Below are 15,940 nucleotides of genomic sequence, written 5' to 3'. Positions count from 1 at the left end.
AGCATAATCGGCGAATCCGACAGTGGATTCGCCGATTATTGCTTTTATTGGCACTTTTCGTGAGCAAATCATCATAATTGTTAGCCAATGCTACCGTTTTTTGCTATGATGGTTAACGGAAAGAAAGAACAGGAGGAATAAAACCTATGGCAAGACCCGTAGTGGCAATCGTTGGCCGTCCCAATGTAGGGAAATCAACGATATTTAACCGGCTGATCGGAGATCGGTTAGCAATTGTAGAAGACAAACCGGGTATTACCCGTGATCGGATATATGGTACATCCGAATGGAACGGCAAAGCATTCAGTGTTATCGATACAGGTGGTATTGAGGTAGATGGCGAAGACACCATGCTCAAATCGATCCGTATGCAAGCGGAACTCGCGATTGAAGAGGCAGATGTCATCGTATTCATGTGTGATGTAAAGAGCGGTTTGACTCAATCCGATGAAGAAGTGGCACAAATTTTGTACCGCTCTGGTAAACCGGTCATCGTAGCTGTCAACAAAGTTGATAATATGAACCGGATGAATGATATTTATGAGTTTTACAATGTAGGCTTTGGTGATCCAATCGGTATCTCTGGTAGTCATGGCAGCGGTATGGGCGATTTGTTGGATGAGATCGTGAACAAACTGCCTGAGCTGGAAGATGACGGATACGATGAGGACGTCATTCGTGTCGCTCTGATCGGTCGTCCAAACGTAGGGAAATCCTCGCTCGTGAATGCGATTCTCGGTGAAGAGCGCGTTATCGTCAGCAATGTTGCCGGTACGACGCGTGATGCGATTGATACTCCGTTTGAAAAAGATGGACAGCGTTATGTACTGATTGATACCGCTGGTATGCGTAAGCGCGGTAAAGTGTATGAAAATACAGAAAAATACAGTGTTATGCGTGCGATGAAAGCGATTGAGCGTGCCGATGTCGTGTTGATGGTAATCAACGGCGAAGAAGGCATCATTGATCAGGACAAACACGTTGCTGGTTATGCGCACGAAGCGGGTAAAGCGGCTATTCTGGTTGTAAACAAATGGGATGTAGTGGAAAAGGACGACAAAACGATGCAACGTTTTGAAACGACGATCCGCGATCACTTCCTTTATATGCAATATGCTCCGGTTGTGTTCCTGTCCGCTCTGACCAAGCAGCGTATTCATAAGCTGCTGCCAGTTGTGAAACAGGCTGCCGAACAGCATTCCATGCGTATTCCTACGCATCTGCTGAATGATGTGGTATCCGATGCAGTTGCCATCAATCCACCACCAACGGATAAAGGTAAGCGTCTGCGTATTAACTATGTGACTCAGGTAGCGGTGAAGCCGCCAACCATTATCGTATTCGTGAACGAGCCGGAAATGATGCACTTTTCCTATGAGCGTTATTTGGAAAATAAAATCCGGGCAGCCTTCGACTTTACAGGCACACCGATTCGCATCTTTACCCGCCGTAAATCATCGGAGGATTAAGGAGAGAAGCACGTGATCTTATCTGTGTTGGCTATCATTATCAGTTATTTGCTCGGCTCGATCAGCTTCAGCGTGCTGATCGCCAAAAGTATCAAAGGTATCGACATTCGTGATCATGGTAGTGGCAATGCCGGCGCAACCAATACGCTGCGCGTACTCGGCAAAGGACCGGCGATTGCCGTTTTGCTGCTAGATGCGGTCAAAGGCATCGTTGCTGTCTGGATTGGTGTCTGGCTGAGTACTACACCAGACTTTTGGATTCCCGCGCTGTGTGGGTTGGCTGCGATTCTGGGGCATAACTGGCCGATCTATTTTAACTTCCGTGGTGGTAAAGGGATTGCGACTACGATCGGTGTACTGGCAACGCTCTGTATTGTGCCTACACTGATTGCTGGTGTATTCGCTATTCTGTCGATTGTATTTACCCGTTATGTATCGCTCGGTTCGTTGATCCTTGTTACGTTGACGCCGATTCTGCTGCTGATTATGGGCTATACGGCACCGATTGTAACGGTCAGTATTGTGATCTGGGCACTGGGCGTATGGCGTCACCGGGCCAATGTAGGCCGGATCCTAAAAGGCACCGAAAGTAAAATCGGAGCTAAAGCGGACAAGGGAGGAAGCAAAGTTGTCTGATAAGGTGACTGTTCTGGTAGCTGGAAGCTGGGGAACCGCGCTTGCCTGTGTACTAGCGGACAACGGATTTCACGTATCGCTGTGGGCACGTACGCCTGAGCAAGCCGCAGAAATCAACAATCTTCACCGCAATAGCCGGTATTTGCCGGAAGCTGACTTACCATCATCCATCGTTGCGACTTCCAATTTGGAAGAAGCGATGCTGGATACGGCTGCTGTCATCATCGTTGCACCGTCCAAAGCGATGCGCGAGGTATGTCAGCAGATGAAGCCGTTTTACCATGAGGATATGCTATGTGTACACGCAACGAAGGGCTTTGAAACCGGATCACTGAAACGGATGTCTACGGTAATCAGCGAGGAGCTGAATATGCCGGAGAACGATGTGGTTGTATTATCCGGTCCGAGCCATGCGGAAGAAGTCGTGAAGCGTATGCCGACAACGGTTGTTGTAGCAGCGGGGAATGAAAAAGCAGCTGCTGCTGCGCAAATGCTCTTTATGAATGAAGAATATTTCCGCGTGTACACCAATCGCGATACGATTGGCGTAGAACTAGCGGGTGCATTGAAAAATATCATTGCCCTTGGTGCTGGTCTATCGGATGGTCTGGGCTTTGGTGATAATGCCAAGGCTGCACTACTAACTCGTGGAATCGCCGAAATGGTGCGTGTAGGCAGTGAAATGGGTGCCAATCCGCTCACCTTTTCTGGACTTGCTGGCATCGGCGATCTCGTTGTTACTGGTACGAGCAAACATAGTCGTAACTGGCGCGCTGGATATATGCTAGGTCAAGGCAAAACGTTGGATGAAGTAATGAATTCGATGAATATGGTCGTGGAAGGCGTACGCAGCACACAAGCGGCGCATGATATGTCCCGTCGTCATCAGGTGCAGATGCCGATTGCTGAGCAGCTGTATCGTGTACTGTTTGAACAAGCGGACCCACGCACAGCCGTAGAAGCACTCATGGGTCGTGACCCGAAGAATGAAATGGAATCGATGAAGCTGGAAACATGGAGGCAGTGGCATTCTTGATGCTGCTTCCTTTTGTTATACCCGGAAGGAGTGAAATCAATGGCAAAGCATAGTCAGACATTGCAATTGCAGCCGGAATTGCAAGGAACGCTTCATCAGCTTGCTGCCGTGATCGGTAGTTCCGCAACCTCTTTGCCTTGGCTGCTTGGCGGCAGCTGTGGATTGCTGTTGCAGGGCGTCCAGCTAGAACGTTCGCCGCGCGATATTGATCTGTATGCGGATGGACCTGCGATCTCCAAACTGGATGAACGGCTGCGTGAATCTTTTCCTGTATTGGATGGACCGGAGTTGAATGAAACGCGCATGTACCGCTCAACATTAAGTCATTATCAGGGAGACGCTTGCGTAATTGAGCTGGTAGGTGACTTTGAGGTACGGGCGCGTGAATCCTATTACCGAGTGCATGTGGATCGCACACTCTATGCGGCAGCGCAAACCATACAACTGGACGGTCATGATATTCGTCTGATGCCGCTAGAGCATGAGTTGATCTTCAATCTATTGCGCGACCGTGCAGATCGGTATGAAGCCATCTCAGAGCGTTTGCGTCAGCAGCCAACGCATCATGAGCAGCTACTGCGCCAATTAATCGACAACAATGGCTTTCATCCCCAGCTAATGCAGCGAGTTCTCCGTTTAGCCGGATTACAGGCCTGAATATGAGTAGAGTAGAGAAAGTGAATGTGCAGCTGCTGCCATCTGGGCGTTCTATACAGGTGAGTGCGGGTACAACAGTATTGCAGGCGATTCGGCGAGCAGGTGTATCACTTCCAGTGCGCTGCGATGGACGAGCAGCATGTCTAATGTGCAAAGTACAAGTACAAGTACAGCCGGGCGAGCAGGGGAGTGGCGATGGATTATCAGCGCCAAATGCCGCCGAACAGCGCAAGCTAGGAAGTCAGTTACATGAAGGCATCCGACTGGGCTGTCAGGCGAGAGTAGATGCATCGACGACCATTATCGTGCCAGAAGATCGGCTCAAGGTGGCGATTCGTAGACAGTTGGAGCAGCAGAACGATGATTTGAGCGATTGGTAGATAAAAAACAAGTAAAACGCTTGAAATTCAAAGGTGGCTGTATTACTATAGTTTTGTTCTGTTTGCCGCAGTTTGTGGCGGACGGATCAACCTGCACAAATCCGCACCGTTTACACATATTTTCGTATTCACGAAACTATAGTAGCTTGTGGATACGCATATACTTGCTCAGGAGGTGACAACGATGAACAAAACAGATCTGATCGCACAAGTGATTGAAAAAACCGAACTGCAAAAGAAAGATGCGACAAAAGCGGTTGATGCTGTCTTTGAAGCTATCGCAAGCGCTCTGCAAAGCGGCGATAAAGTACAACTGGTTGGTTTTGGTAACTTTGAAGTTCGTGAGCGTTCCGCCCGTAAAGGTCGTAACCCACAAACTGGCGAAGAAATCGAAATCGCTGCCAGCAAAATCCCGGCTTTCAAGCCTGGTAAAGCGTTGAAAGATGGAATTAAATAAGTTGTACATATTCCATATTCAGAAAAGGGACCGTGATCAGGTTTGGTCACGGTCTTTTCGCGTCTATCGAAGGTGGAAACGAGGCTGGGGTTTACGGATGGCTGAGCCTGCCTGTATGATAAGATGGTGTCTATACAACAATTGATGAATCCCGCCGCTGGCGGAAGGAGGAACATGATGCAGCCATCTAACGATAATAATTACGTGAATAGCGAATATGTAGTGGTCAAAGCAAAAGACAACGGCGTGCAGGTGATCGGATTGACCCGAGGCCGCGATACACGCTTCCATCATACCGAGAAGCTGGACAAGGGCGAAGTGCTGATCGTCCAATTTACCGAAAATACATCAGCGATCAAAATTCGTGGCGATGCGGAAGTGCAGACCAAGCATGGCACGATGCATACGGATGTTTGATTTTGGCTTATTAGGTGTATTATAGAGAAGCAATGCAGTTGTGAAATACCGATCGTTTATCGCCAAACCTGCTACAGGTATACGGCGAACAAGCGTATCGGTATTTTATAGTTTTGGGGTTAAAAGGATATAGTGAATTGTAAAAAGTAACATATCTTATGATGCGTCCGATGTTCACGACATGAGCGCAATCAAATACTGTATCGCCCTGTCTTGTGATGACAACATATGATATAATGAACCGAAGTGGTTTAAATCTGAAGTATTGTGTATTTCAGGTTTGTGAAAATATAGACTTGCCTAAATAAGGCGCGGAGGCTGAAATGAAACCGTATCGCTTGTTGGAAACATCCCAAAAATATACCGAATACGATATGATTCAAAAGCATACAGAGGTTGCCGGATTTCCGGATGTCCGTGCCCGCTTGCTGCACCTGTTTTTAAGTCAGGCAGGCAGCCATCATTTGCAAATACATGCGGATGAATTGTTTCCCCTTGTGACTGGTCTGGTACAGATGGCACTCGATACGCATGATATGATCGATACCTCACCTGCCCATCAGCAGGAGGAGCAGATGAGATCACGTCAGTTGAATGTACTAGCAGGCGACTATTTCAGTAGCCGATTTTACGAATTGCTAGCTAAAGCAGGCGAGATTCAGATGGTATCGCGTCTCAGTGAAGCGATCTGTGAGAACAACCGATTGAAAATGAATCTGTACGAGCAATCGCAGCGTGGTACATTGACAGCGGAACAATATATGGAAGCAAGCATACAGCTGAAGATGCAGCTGTTTCTTTCGTTTACCCCGTATATCGCTGAGGAGCAACGTCAGTTGTGGGAGCAATTACTGTATCTGTTTAGCCGCTGTGAATTGCTGGCAACCGAGTTGAATCCCGGTCAGGCAGAGCAGCCATTCGGTCATTTCCGCTTATACGATGCGTTAGAGCAAGCACCGGAGCGCCGAAATGAATTGTACAGGGAGCCGCAAAATAGTCCGCGCTGGCAGGAGTGGGATGCTGTTTACGGTACAACCGCCCGTCTCGAAAAACTGCTCGGACATGCACTGGCAGCCATTGGCGAACGATTGCAGCAGAGTGATCAGGATGCGCTTCAAAGTGAAATATCCGGTCTGACCAGTAGCTACGCCAAGCTTGTTCATCAGGTGTGAGATCATCAGAAGAGGTGAAGAAATAATGAGCAAACCGGAAAGTGCAAAACCGAAAGAACAATTCGTGCAATCTGTATTTGAATCGATTGCGCCGAAATACGATATGATGAATGATGTGCTCAGCTTCCGCATGCACAAAACCTGGCGCAAATTTACTATGAAAAAAATGAATGTACAGCAAGGTGATTCTGCGCTGGATGTATGCTGCGGAACATGTGATTGGACACTGAGCATCGCTGAAGCAAGCAAAACAGGCAAAATTTATGGGCTGGATTTCAGTCCCAATATGCTCAGCGTTGGTCAGACGAAGATCGACCGCGATGGCTGGCAGGATAATATTACGCTCACACAGGGAAATGCGATGGATTTGCCATTTGAAGACAATTCCTTCGATTATGCAACGATTGGCTTTGGTTTGCGCAATGTGCCTGATCTGGAAAAGACATTGCGCGAAATGCAGCGCGTCGTGAAACCGGGTGGTATGGTTGTATGTCTGGAGCTATCTAAGCCAACATGGCAGCCGTTCAAAGGCATCTATTATTTCTATTTTCAAAATTTGCTGCCGTTGATGGGACGTCTTGTCGCCAAGCGGTATGAGCAGTATAAATGGCTGCCGGATTCACTGAAGGCATTTCCGGGGCGGGCTGAGCTTGCTAATGTGTTCAGCCAAATTGGTTTGCAGCAGGTGCAGGCGTATCCGCTGACTGGCGGAATTGCCGCACTTCATATTGGAATCAAGGAGAAGTAGGATGTTTAAGAAAATTAAAATCTTTTTGGAAATGATCAAAATTGAGCATACGTTATTTGCATTGCCATTTGCCTTTATGGGTGCCATGCTTGGCTCCTATGTCGTAAATGGACATTTGCCGACATGGCAGCAGGTCGTTTGGATTCTGGTTGCTATGGTCGGCGCACGCAGCGCGGCGATGGGATTGAATCGTCTGATCGACCGTACATTTGATGGCAAAAATCCGCGTACCATGATGCGTGCTATTCCGGCAGGACTGCTGCGCTCCGGCGAAGTGGTTATTTTTATCGTTATCTCGTTAGTGGTCTTCTTCTGGGCGGTGACTGAGCTATCTCCGCTGGCGTTACGATTGCTGCCGATTGCAGTGTTTATGCTCATCTTCTATTCGTTTACTAAACGCTTTACGTGGCTGTGCCATGTCGTGCTAGGGATGACCATTGCACTCGCGCCATTGGGTGGTTGGGTAGCGGTTACTGGCACGGTTACTTGGACAGCAATCGTGTTCTTTGTTGCGATTACGTTCTGGACAGCAGGCTTTGATGTGATTTATGCCTGTGATGATGAAGAGTTTGACCGCAAGGAAGGGCTGCATTCGATTCCGAGCCGCTTTGGTATTCCGCGTGCATTGAAAATTGCGCAAGGCTTCCACGTCATTACGGCGATTGGTCTGATCAGTTTGTTCTTTATCGCGCATCTCGGCTGGTGGTACGCCGCTGGTGTCGTGATCGCATGTGCAATTTTGTTCTATCAACATTATATTGTAAAACCAAAAGATTTGAGCCGCCTGCAAACGGCGTTCTTTACGATGAATGGTGCACTCAGCATCATCATGTTTGCATTCACGCTTATTGATCTGGCGGTGAAACAATGGCTGTAAACGAGGAACATCCATCATCACTATCTGCTTCGACTGTTGTTGGAAACGATCGTGTTCAATCTAATCATGCCGGTCAGCGTTATGTGATCGGCATTACCGGCGCTAGCGGCTCTGTATATGGCATTCGTCTTGCTGAGGTGCTGCTGTCGCTTGGCTATAGCGTGCATTTGGTCATTTCAAATGCGGGCTGGCGTGTCTTGAAGGAAGAAATGGATTGGTCGGCTTCTGGGCGGGACGAGATGCTATCGCAGCATTTCGGTCATCTGCCGGGTAAGCTGGTATACCATTCCTTTTCCGATATTGGCGCTTCCATTGCTAGCGGCTCGTTCCGGGTCAAAGCGATGATTATTATTCCATGCTCTATGGGCACGCTAGCGAATATTGCCGGCGGCATGTCCACCAATCTGATGACCCGCGCAGCGGATGTCATGATTAAAGAAGAGCGCAAACTGGTTATAGTTCCAAGAGAAACACCGCTGCATGCGATCCATCTGGAGAACATGCTCAAGCTGGCACGCTTGGGAGTCAGCATCGTTCCGGCCATGCCGGCTTTTTATTATCGTCCGAAAACACTGGAAGATGCGGTTGACTTCATGGTTGGCAAAGTGCTCGATCTGCTTGGGATCGATCATGATTTATTTGAACGATGGGGGAATGACCGTGACGAAGTTTGAATTGCCGATTCAAATTGGTAAAATTGAATATACGAATGATTGGCCGATCTATCAGCATTTTCAACCAGAGGAGCTGTCGGTATCGGCAGTGATTCATAGTGATCTGCCTGCTAACCTGAATCGCGGACTGCTGGAAGATCGGCTGTATGTAACGCCGGTATCCTCATTTGCTTATGGAACGCGGTCGCAGGACTTCTGGCTGTTGCCTGATCTATCGGTCAGTGCTCAGAATGCGGTCGGATCAATTCTTCTGTTTTCCAGAAAACCGGTAGCAGAGCTGGGAAATGGAACGATTGCGCTGACAAATACTTCGGCTACCTCCGTGAATTTGCTGAAAATCATTTTGCAAAAACGGTATGGATTTGCGCCGGACTATGTATCGATGAATCCGAATCTAGATGAAATGATGGACAGCTGCGATGCCGCCCTGCTGATCGGTGATCATGCGATTGAAGCAGCGCGTCGGGATAGTGGATATATCGTGACCGATCTGGGGCGCGAATGGAAATCATGGACAGGGCACAGCATGACCTTTGCGGTATGGGCGGTTAACAAGCAATTTGCCGCAGCATATCCAGAGCTTGTTACGGAGATTGGAGCAGGTTTGCGAAGCAGTAAACAGCAAAGTCTGCACAATCTTGAACCGGTCATTGCTGAAGCGCAGCGCAAGATGGGCGGCGAGCACGACTACTGGGAACATTATTTCCGCCAATTGTGGTATGATTTTGGTATACAGGAACAGCAGGGATTGGCGCTGTATTTCCGTTACGCGTATGAGCTTGGCCTGCTGGACCATGAAGTGAACATGGAATTATGGACTGACAATACGATGACACGGGTGAACGAATGAAACTACTGGATATTTTCGGGACACTAAAAAAAGACATGAACGTCATTGAACGAGAACTGAGCCGCAGCATTGATACCGACCATGCACTGCTGAATGAGGCTTCACTACATCTGTTAAAAGCGGGAGGAAAGCGGCTTCGTCCTGCTTTTGTGCTGCTCGGCGGCAAATACGGCACATACGATCTAGAAAAGCTTAGCAATGTCGCTGTACCACTGGAGCTGATCCATATGGCATCGCTAGTGCATGACGATGTAATTGATGATGCGGAAACGCGTCGCGGTCAATTGACCGTCAAATCAAAATGGGATAACCGGATTGCGATGTACACGGGCGATTATATTTATGCCAAAGCGTTAGTCATCGTTGCCCGTTTGCAAAACCCAGAGATTCACCGCGTACTGGCAAAAGCAATGGTACAGATGTCAATCGGTGAAATGGAGCAAATCCGCGACTTTTTCAATACCGAGCAAACGATCCGTCGCTACCTACTGCGTATCCGCCGCAAAACGGCTTTGCTGATCGCCATCAGTTGCCAACTTGGCGGACTGGCAGCCGACGCACCGGCTGCCCATACACGTCAGCTATATCGTTACGGCTACAACGTCGGCATGGCTTTCCAAATCCGCGACGATGTGCTCGACCTGTGCGGTACCGAAAAACAAATCGGTAAACCACCAGGCAGCGATCTGCGCCAAGGCAACATTACATTACCTGTGCTGCTGGCACTTCAAGAACAGGAGTTAAACCAGCCCCTGCTCTCCGAAATCCGCCGCATCCACGAAGCCGACGGTCAAACAGACGTCAAAACAGCGGTTAATATGGTCAAAAACAGCCAAGGTATCGAACGCGCCGAACAGCTAGCTGATCGCTATATCCAAAAAGCAATGGATGCGCTACAACAACTGCCAGAAGGCAAAACCCGCAAACACTTGCAAGAAATCGCCCATTTCGTAGCCAAACGCTCCCACTAATTGCTCAGCTTGCCGATAGCAAGCAACGTAATAACAAGAGCCAATGAAGCGATGAGAACAAAAAGGTAAAACCAACTCTCTAAACAGCAACAACGAGCAGTCCACAAAAGCAACAAAGACAGTCAACCAAAAAACCACACCCCAAACCAGCCCTGATCCGTCAGTGCTGGTTTCTTTTCTATACATACTGATCCTCAAATATCTAAGTATACAAGCATATAAATCTCTAAAAATATAAGCCTTTAAGTTTCTCAATATATAAGTCTATAAGTTTCCAAATTCCCAAATCTCCAAATATGTAGATCTATAAATTCCTAAATCTTACATTTCTAAATTTCTATATTATTAAATCCTCAAATCCCTAAATCCTTAAATCCCTAAATCCTTAAATCCTTAAATCCTTAAATCCTTAAATCCTTAAATCCTTAAATCCTTAAATCCTTAAATCCCTTGACCTTCCCTGCTACCCCAGCCACCCGTGAGAGTCGGAGTACATTGTGAGCACATAGCGGCGGGAAGGGAATAGGGGAAAAGGACGCCCTTGGAGCGCGGGAATCTACAATAATCTCCTATTTCGTAGATTCCTGCGCTCCACTGAAGGACGTTCCCCTATCCCTTCCCAGAGCGCTTCCGCTCACAACAGCCCCCCACTCCCACCAAATTCCAAATTATTTATGTTCGGGACTAAAAGACCACCCCCTCATTGTCGATATATACATTACTGAAGTATGCAGACCGTTTCCCGATGCTACAAATGGCAGTAATCACGTCGGCAGACAGGCGCATAACAAGTAAGAGAATTCATGTGGGCGGTATTGTATCAAAAATGAGCCATAATGGATATGATTCCATTTCTTTCTGTACCTCACGGTTTCTGTTAGAATACACAAGTGAGCATTTTGCATTGCTCCGATAGCAGATCACTTTGTAGATAACAGGAGAGTGAGTCAGATGGAACGAACATTTTTGATGATTAAACCTGACGGAGTACAACGTGGGTTAATCGGACGCATTATCAGTCGCTTGGAAGACAAAGGATTCAAATTGATCGGAGGCAAATTCCTCATTCCTACCGAGGAGCAAGCCAAAAACCATTATGCGGAACACGAAGGCAAAGTATTTTACGGGGAATTGATTGATTTCATTACCTCTGGTCCCGTGTTCGCGATGGTGTGGGAAGGCGATGATGTGATCACCCTTTCCCGTATGCTAATGGGCAAAACCCAAGTAAAGGAAGCTTTGCCGGGTACAATCCGTGGCGATTTTGCCGCGCATACGCCGTTTAATCTGATTCATGGCTCCGATTCGCCAGAAAGTGCGGAACGGGAAATCGCCAACTTTTTCGCTCCAACCGAGTTAAGCGTTTACGAAAAAAACATTTCGGCCTGGCTCTAACACATACCCCCGCATGGACTAAACTTATAATCATGATCAAGGAAGTGATTCCATGCTTACGAATGATGCCATTCAACCGGATGCGGATTATGCCGGCTTTATCAAAAAAGTAAAAGACAATACAGGAATCGATCTGGCACAGTACAAAGAAGCGCAGATGAAACGCCGTCTGACGACGCTGCGTACCAAAAACGGATTCTCCACATTCAGCGCATTCTTCGATGCCATGCTGAAGGACAAAGCATTGTTTTACGAGTTCCTCGACCGGATGACGATCAACGTATCTGAATTCTGGCGTAACCCGAACCGTTGGGAAGTGTTGCGCGATACGATTCTGCCCGAGTTGCAGCGGACCAGCAAAAACCTGAAAGTATGGAGTGCTGCCTGCTCAACTGGCGAAGAACCATATACGCTTGCAACGATTCTTGCGGACAAAAACCTGCTTTCGTCCAGCACGCTGCACGCCACCGATATTGACGACGGTGCTCTGGAAAAAGCCAAAAAGGCGATCTATCTGGAACGCTCGCTCAAGGACGTGCCGGCGGACGTGGTCAAACGGTATTTCACTGCCCAAGGTCCGATGTTCAGTGTAAATGATACGCTGAAAAAATCGATTCAGTTCCGTAAGGGCAATCTGCTGACGGATAAGTTTGAAACAGGCTATGATCTGATCGTATGCCGTAATGTCATGATCTACTTTACTGAAGAAGCAAAGCATTTGCTGTATCACAAGTTTGCAGCAAGTCTGCGTCCGGGCGGCGTTCTGTTTGTAGGCAGCACGGAGCAGATTTTTTCTCCGGGTCAATACGGATTTGATTCCTCCGAGACATTCTTTTATCAGAAAAAAGGTTGACCATTCAGCGGGGGCTGATCTGCAACATGAACAACATAGATACCGGTTGTCTTTCCGAACCGGTATCCTCCAAGGCCGGCTACGTGCACGACCGCAACATGCAAGTCAATCATGATAAACACAAGCACACTGTTCTATAGGCGAAAGCCGTCGGCAGTGTGCCTTTTTGCATAGCAGTAGAGCATAGAAACGACGGGCAGATATGCACAAATACAATATTTGACGTTCCTTGTCAAATGGATGAAGGCTGTACTATAATAAGCAAAGGTAACTACGGATTTTAGCGATGCACAGTTTAACAGTTTAAAGGGGGAACGCAACATGAGTATACGTTACTTGACAGCAGGGGAGACGCACGGTCCCCAGTTGACTGCGATTATTGAGGGATTGCCAAGCGGATTGGAGCTTGATTTTGAAGCGTTGAATTTCCAACTGGCACGTCGTCAAAAAGGATACGGTCGCGGTCGTCGTATGCAGATTGAGAAGGATACAGCGGATATTGTGGGTGGCGTACGCCACGGGTATACAACAGGTGCACCAGTAGCAATGGTTGTTGTCAACAACGACTGGAAGCACTGGACCAAAATTATGAATATCGAGCCGATGGAAGGCACGGATGAAGAAAAACGCCGTGTACATCGTCCACGTCCGGGTCATGCTGATCTGAACGGCGGTTTGAAATACAATCATAAAGACCTGCGCAACGTACTGGAGCGTTCCAGTGCACGTGAAACGGCAATCCGTGTCGGTGTAGGCGCATTGGCTCGCCAATTCTTGGCGCAATTCGGTATCAAAATCGGTGGACAGGTCATTCGTATCGGCGAGATTGAAGCGCCTGCGAATGATTTGCCACTGGATGAACTGATTGCTCGTACAGAGGAATCCTCGGTACGTGTCGTAGACAAGGAAACCGAGCAAAAGATGGAAGCATACATCGATCAGATCAAAAAAGAAGGCGATTCGATCGGTGGTATTGTGGAATGTATCGTAGAAGGCGTACCGGTCGGTCTGGGTACATTTGTACAATATGATCGTAAGCTGGATGCACGTATTGCACAGGCAATCATGTCGATCAATGCGTTCAAGGGTGTGGAGATCGGTATCGGCTTTGAAGCTGGACATATTCGCGGTTCGCAAGTACATGATGAGATTCTGTACACCGAGGAGCGCGGCTACCACCGTGCAACAAACCGTCTGGGCGGTTTTGAAGGCGGTATGACCAACGGAATGCCAATCGTCGTACGCGGCGTGATGAAGCCGATCCCGACGCTGTACAAGCCGCTGCAAAGTGTAGACATTGATACGAAGGAACCGTTTACCGCACAGGTGGAACGTTCCGACGCATGTGCTGTACCTGCGGCAAGCGTAGTGATGGAGAGTGTGGTTGCCTGGGAAGTTGCCAAGGCTTTCCTTGAAAAATTCGGCGGCGACTCCATGACTGAGATTCGTAAAAACTACGACAATTACCTCGCACAGCTGGAAGCCTACTGATGAGCGAGATTCGCACAGTAGACGTTCAACTTGGCGAACGCTCTTACCCGATCTATATTGGCGAACAACTGCTGGAACAAGCGGGCAGATATTTGGAACAACATAAACTGTCCAAGCAAAGCCCGTTGCTGATTGTCACAGACGAGAATACCGCACCACTGCATCTGGACAAGCTGGAACAGTCACTGCAAGAGGCAGGTTTTACTTTTGTTACGGCTGTAGTTGGCGCAGGTGAAACATCCAAATCGCTGGCGGTATTCGAAGCTGTCATGACCAAAGCTATTGAAGGCGGATTGGATCGCAAATCGGCGGTCATCGCCCTTGGTGGCGGTGTAGTCGGCGATCTGGCTGGTTTCGTAGCCGGAACGTATATGCGCGGGATTCGTTTTATCCAAATGCCAACTACGGTGCTTGCTCATGATAGCAGCGTAGGCGGCAAGGTGGCGATCAATCATCGTTTGGCGAAAAACATGATTGGTGTGTTCCATCAACCGGAGCTGGTTCTGTACGATCTGAGCACACTGCAAACCTTGCCGCTGCGCGAGGTGCGTGCTGGTCTGGCAGAGATGGTCAAGCACGGATTGATCTGGGATGCTGATTTTGCATACTGGTGTTTGGAACATGCGGAGTCATTGCAGGCGGTTGATCGTGATGCGATGGGCTACGGTCTGGAAAAAGGCTGTGCCATCAAAGCGATTGTCGTCTCGCGTGATGAGCGTGAAAATGATCTGCGTGCCATTCTCAACCTCGGTCATACGATTGGTCATGCGATTGAAGCTGTTGCTGGCTACGGCGAGATTATTCATGGTGAAGCCATTTCGATCGGTATGGTCGGTTCTGCGATTATCGGTGAAGCGCTTGGGGGCGAGCAGGGACTAGTAGATACGACGCGTCGTATGCTGCAAAGTCTCGGTCTGCCGACGGTTTTGCCGCACCATCTGGATATTGACGCTATCATGGAAGCGATGATGCACGACAAGAAGTTTCAGGAAGGCAATATGACCTTCGTGGTGCCACAGGCGATCGGCAAAGTGGAGATTAACAAAAATGTCGATTACAATCTGGTGCGCCGTACTGTGGAACAGCTAAAGGAGGAGGTCTGAGTATGACTATATACATGCGTGGAATTCGCGGGGCAACGACGGTTACCCGTAATGAACGTCAAGAGATTCTCGACGAAACGCTCGTCTTGCTGAAGGAGATTGTGGAACGCAATCAGTTTGAGCCAGAGGACATCAGTAGCATCTGGATTACGATGACTGCCGATCTGGATGCTGCTTTTCCAGCACTGGCGATTCGTGAGATGGAAGGCTGGAATATGGTGCCGCTGATGTGTGCAGTGGAAGCATCCGTACAAGGCAGTCTGCCTCAGTGCATTCGACTGATGATTCATGTGAATACAACAAAGACGCAGCAGGAAATGCGTCATGTTTATTTGAATGAAGCAACGCGTCTACGCCCTGATCTGGCAACATCCTGATCCAATTCCAGCGTAAGGGTTGCGTCAGTTACCAGTTATAGGGTATAGTATAAAACAAGCTTAAGAAACAAGCAGAGCCGTGTATTGAGATGAGATTGCAGGTAAGCAGAGAGAGCAGTATAGATGAGAAGGAAACGTAAGCCTTGTCGGCGGGCTGAGCGGAGTGTTCACCGGTATATGCGTCAGAGCATATCCATGGACGGTTCGGGTCGGTGGTCCGCAGGAAGACAAGTGCGAGGACGTTTCGAGAGCAGAATAGACAGGATAGAACATCATTATACCTTTATATAGTTACAGGTAGCAGTGGGCAAGATGAATGTATAGGTTGTTGTCCTAAGGGGCAAGAATCGATATTCCATGTTTGTTCCAAGGTAGCT

The 15,940-nt window shown here is 48.2% G+C and carries 18 protein-coding genes; all 18 read left to right on the top strand.

Annotated features, from left to right (window positions below; translation table 11 throughout):
* Window positions 1-146: 146 nt before the first annotated feature.
* The 18 genes from der (at window position 147) to aroH (ending at window position 15,563) form a co-directional block, all read left to right on the top strand.
* A complete protein-coding gene (gene der / locus ABXR35_RS10650) occupies window positions 147-1,469 on the top strand; it encodes a ribosome biogenesis GTPase Der (RefSeq protein ID WP_367059331.1) in 1,323 nt (440 codons plus the stop codon).
* 12 nt (window positions 1,470-1,481) lie between these two features.
* Window positions 1,482-2,105, top strand: a complete 624-nt coding sequence (plsY, locus tag ABXR35_RS10645) for a glycerol-3-phosphate 1-O-acyltransferase PlsY (RefSeq protein ID WP_367059328.1) — start codon at window positions 1,482-1,484, stop codon at window positions 2,103-2,105.
* Complete coding sequence (locus ABXR35_RS10640; protein ID WP_367059325.1) at window positions 2,098-3,141, top strand: NAD(P)H-dependent glycerol-3-phosphate dehydrogenase; 1,044 nt, start codon at window positions 2,098-2,100, stop codon at window positions 3,139-3,141. Before plsY ends, ABXR35_RS10640 begins: the two co-directional genes overlap by 8 nt.
* A gap of 39 nt (window positions 3,142-3,180) precedes the next feature.
* Window positions 3,181-3,798, top strand: a complete 618-nt coding sequence (locus ABXR35_RS10635; RefSeq protein ID WP_367059322.1) for a hypothetical protein — start codon at window positions 3,181-3,183, stop codon at window positions 3,796-3,798.
* Window positions 3,799-3,800: 2 nt separating this feature from the next.
* Entirely contained in the window at window positions 3,801-4,178 is a 378-nt protein-coding gene (locus ABXR35_RS10630; protein ID WP_367059319.1) for a 2Fe-2S iron-sulfur cluster-binding protein, read from the top strand.
* Between the two features lie 184 nt (window positions 4,179-4,362).
* Window positions 4,363-4,635 (top strand): HU family DNA-binding protein, encoded by a 273-nt coding sequence (locus tag ABXR35_RS10625; protein WP_367059316.1) that lies wholly within the window; start codon window positions 4,363-4,365, stop codon window positions 4,633-4,635.
* Between the two features lie 177 nt (window positions 4,636-4,812).
* Window positions 4,813-5,052, top strand: coding sequence for a trp RNA-binding attenuation protein MtrB (mtrB, locus tag ABXR35_RS10620; protein WP_367061347.1), 240 nt, complete (start codon window positions 4,813-4,815; stop codon window positions 5,050-5,052).
* A gap of 323 nt (window positions 5,053-5,375) precedes the next feature.
* Window positions 5,376-6,224, top strand: a complete 849-nt coding sequence (locus ABXR35_RS10615; RefSeq protein ID WP_367059313.1) for a heptaprenyl diphosphate synthase component 1 — start codon at window positions 5,376-5,378, stop codon at window positions 6,222-6,224.
* Between the two features lie 25 nt (window positions 6,225-6,249).
* Complete coding sequence (locus ABXR35_RS10610; protein ID WP_367059310.1) at window positions 6,250-6,972, top strand: demethylmenaquinone methyltransferase; 723 nt, start codon at window positions 6,250-6,252, stop codon at window positions 6,970-6,972.
* Between the two features lies 1 nt (window position 6,973).
* Window positions 6,974-7,849 (top strand): UbiA-like polyprenyltransferase, encoded by an 876-nt coding sequence (locus ABXR35_RS10605; RefSeq protein ID WP_367059308.1) that lies wholly within the window; start codon window positions 6,974-6,976, stop codon window positions 7,847-7,849.
* Window positions 7,840-8,523 carry a UbiX family flavin prenyltransferase gene (locus ABXR35_RS10600; RefSeq protein WP_367059305.1) on the top strand — a complete coding sequence of 228 codons (684 nt, stop codon included), beginning with the start codon at window positions 7,840-7,842 and terminating at the stop codon, window positions 8,521-8,523. The genes ABXR35_RS10605 and ABXR35_RS10600 overlap by 10 nt, the downstream gene beginning before the upstream one ends.
* A complete protein-coding gene (locus ABXR35_RS10595; RefSeq protein ID WP_436669330.1) occupies window positions 8,510-9,373 on the top strand; it encodes a menaquinone biosynthesis protein in 864 nt (287 codons plus the stop codon). Before ABXR35_RS10600 ends, ABXR35_RS10595 begins: the two co-directional genes overlap by 14 nt.
* Window positions 9,370-10,344, top strand: coding sequence for a polyprenyl synthetase family protein (locus ABXR35_RS10590; RefSeq protein WP_367059302.1), 975 nt, complete (start codon window positions 9,370-9,372; stop codon window positions 10,342-10,344). The genes ABXR35_RS10595 and ABXR35_RS10590 overlap by 4 nt, the downstream gene beginning before the upstream one ends.
* 951 nt (window positions 10,345-11,295) lie before the next feature.
* Window positions 11,296-11,739, top strand: coding sequence for a nucleoside-diphosphate kinase (gene ndk / locus ABXR35_RS10585; protein WP_367059299.1), 444 nt, complete (start codon window positions 11,296-11,298; stop codon window positions 11,737-11,739).
* A 52-nt stretch (window positions 11,740-11,791) separates the two neighbouring features.
* Window positions 11,792-12,592 (top strand): CheR family methyltransferase, encoded by an 801-nt coding sequence (locus ABXR35_RS10580; protein WP_367059296.1) that lies wholly within the window; start codon window positions 11,792-11,794, stop codon window positions 12,590-12,592.
* A 321-nt stretch (window positions 12,593-12,913) separates the two neighbouring features.
* The gene (gene aroC / locus ABXR35_RS10575; RefSeq protein WP_367059293.1) at window positions 12,914-14,083 is read left to right on the top strand and encodes a chorismate synthase; all 1,170 of its coding nucleotides are present in this window, start codon (window positions 12,914-12,916) and stop codon (window positions 14,081-14,083) included.
* 8 nt (window positions 14,084-14,091) lie between these two features.
* Entirely contained in the window at window positions 14,092-15,186 is a 1,095-nt protein-coding gene (gene aroB, locus ABXR35_RS10570; protein WP_367061341.1) for a 3-dehydroquinate synthase, read from the top strand.
* An 8-nt stretch (window positions 15,187-15,194) separates the two neighbouring features.
* Entirely contained in the window at window positions 15,195-15,563 is a 369-nt protein-coding gene (gene aroH, locus ABXR35_RS10565) for a chorismate mutase (RefSeq protein ID WP_367061338.1), read from the top strand.
* Window positions 15,564-15,940: the final 377 nt, after the last annotated feature.

Origin of the sequence: Paenibacillus sp. JQZ6Y-1, assembly GCF_040719145.1 — a bacterium.
Taxonomy (GTDB): Bacteria; Bacillota; Bacilli; order Paenibacillales; family Paenibacillaceae; genus Saccharibacillus; species Saccharibacillus kandeliae.
Note: the sequence above shows the minus strand (reverse complement) of the source record. Positions and strands in the feature narration are given on the sequence as shown.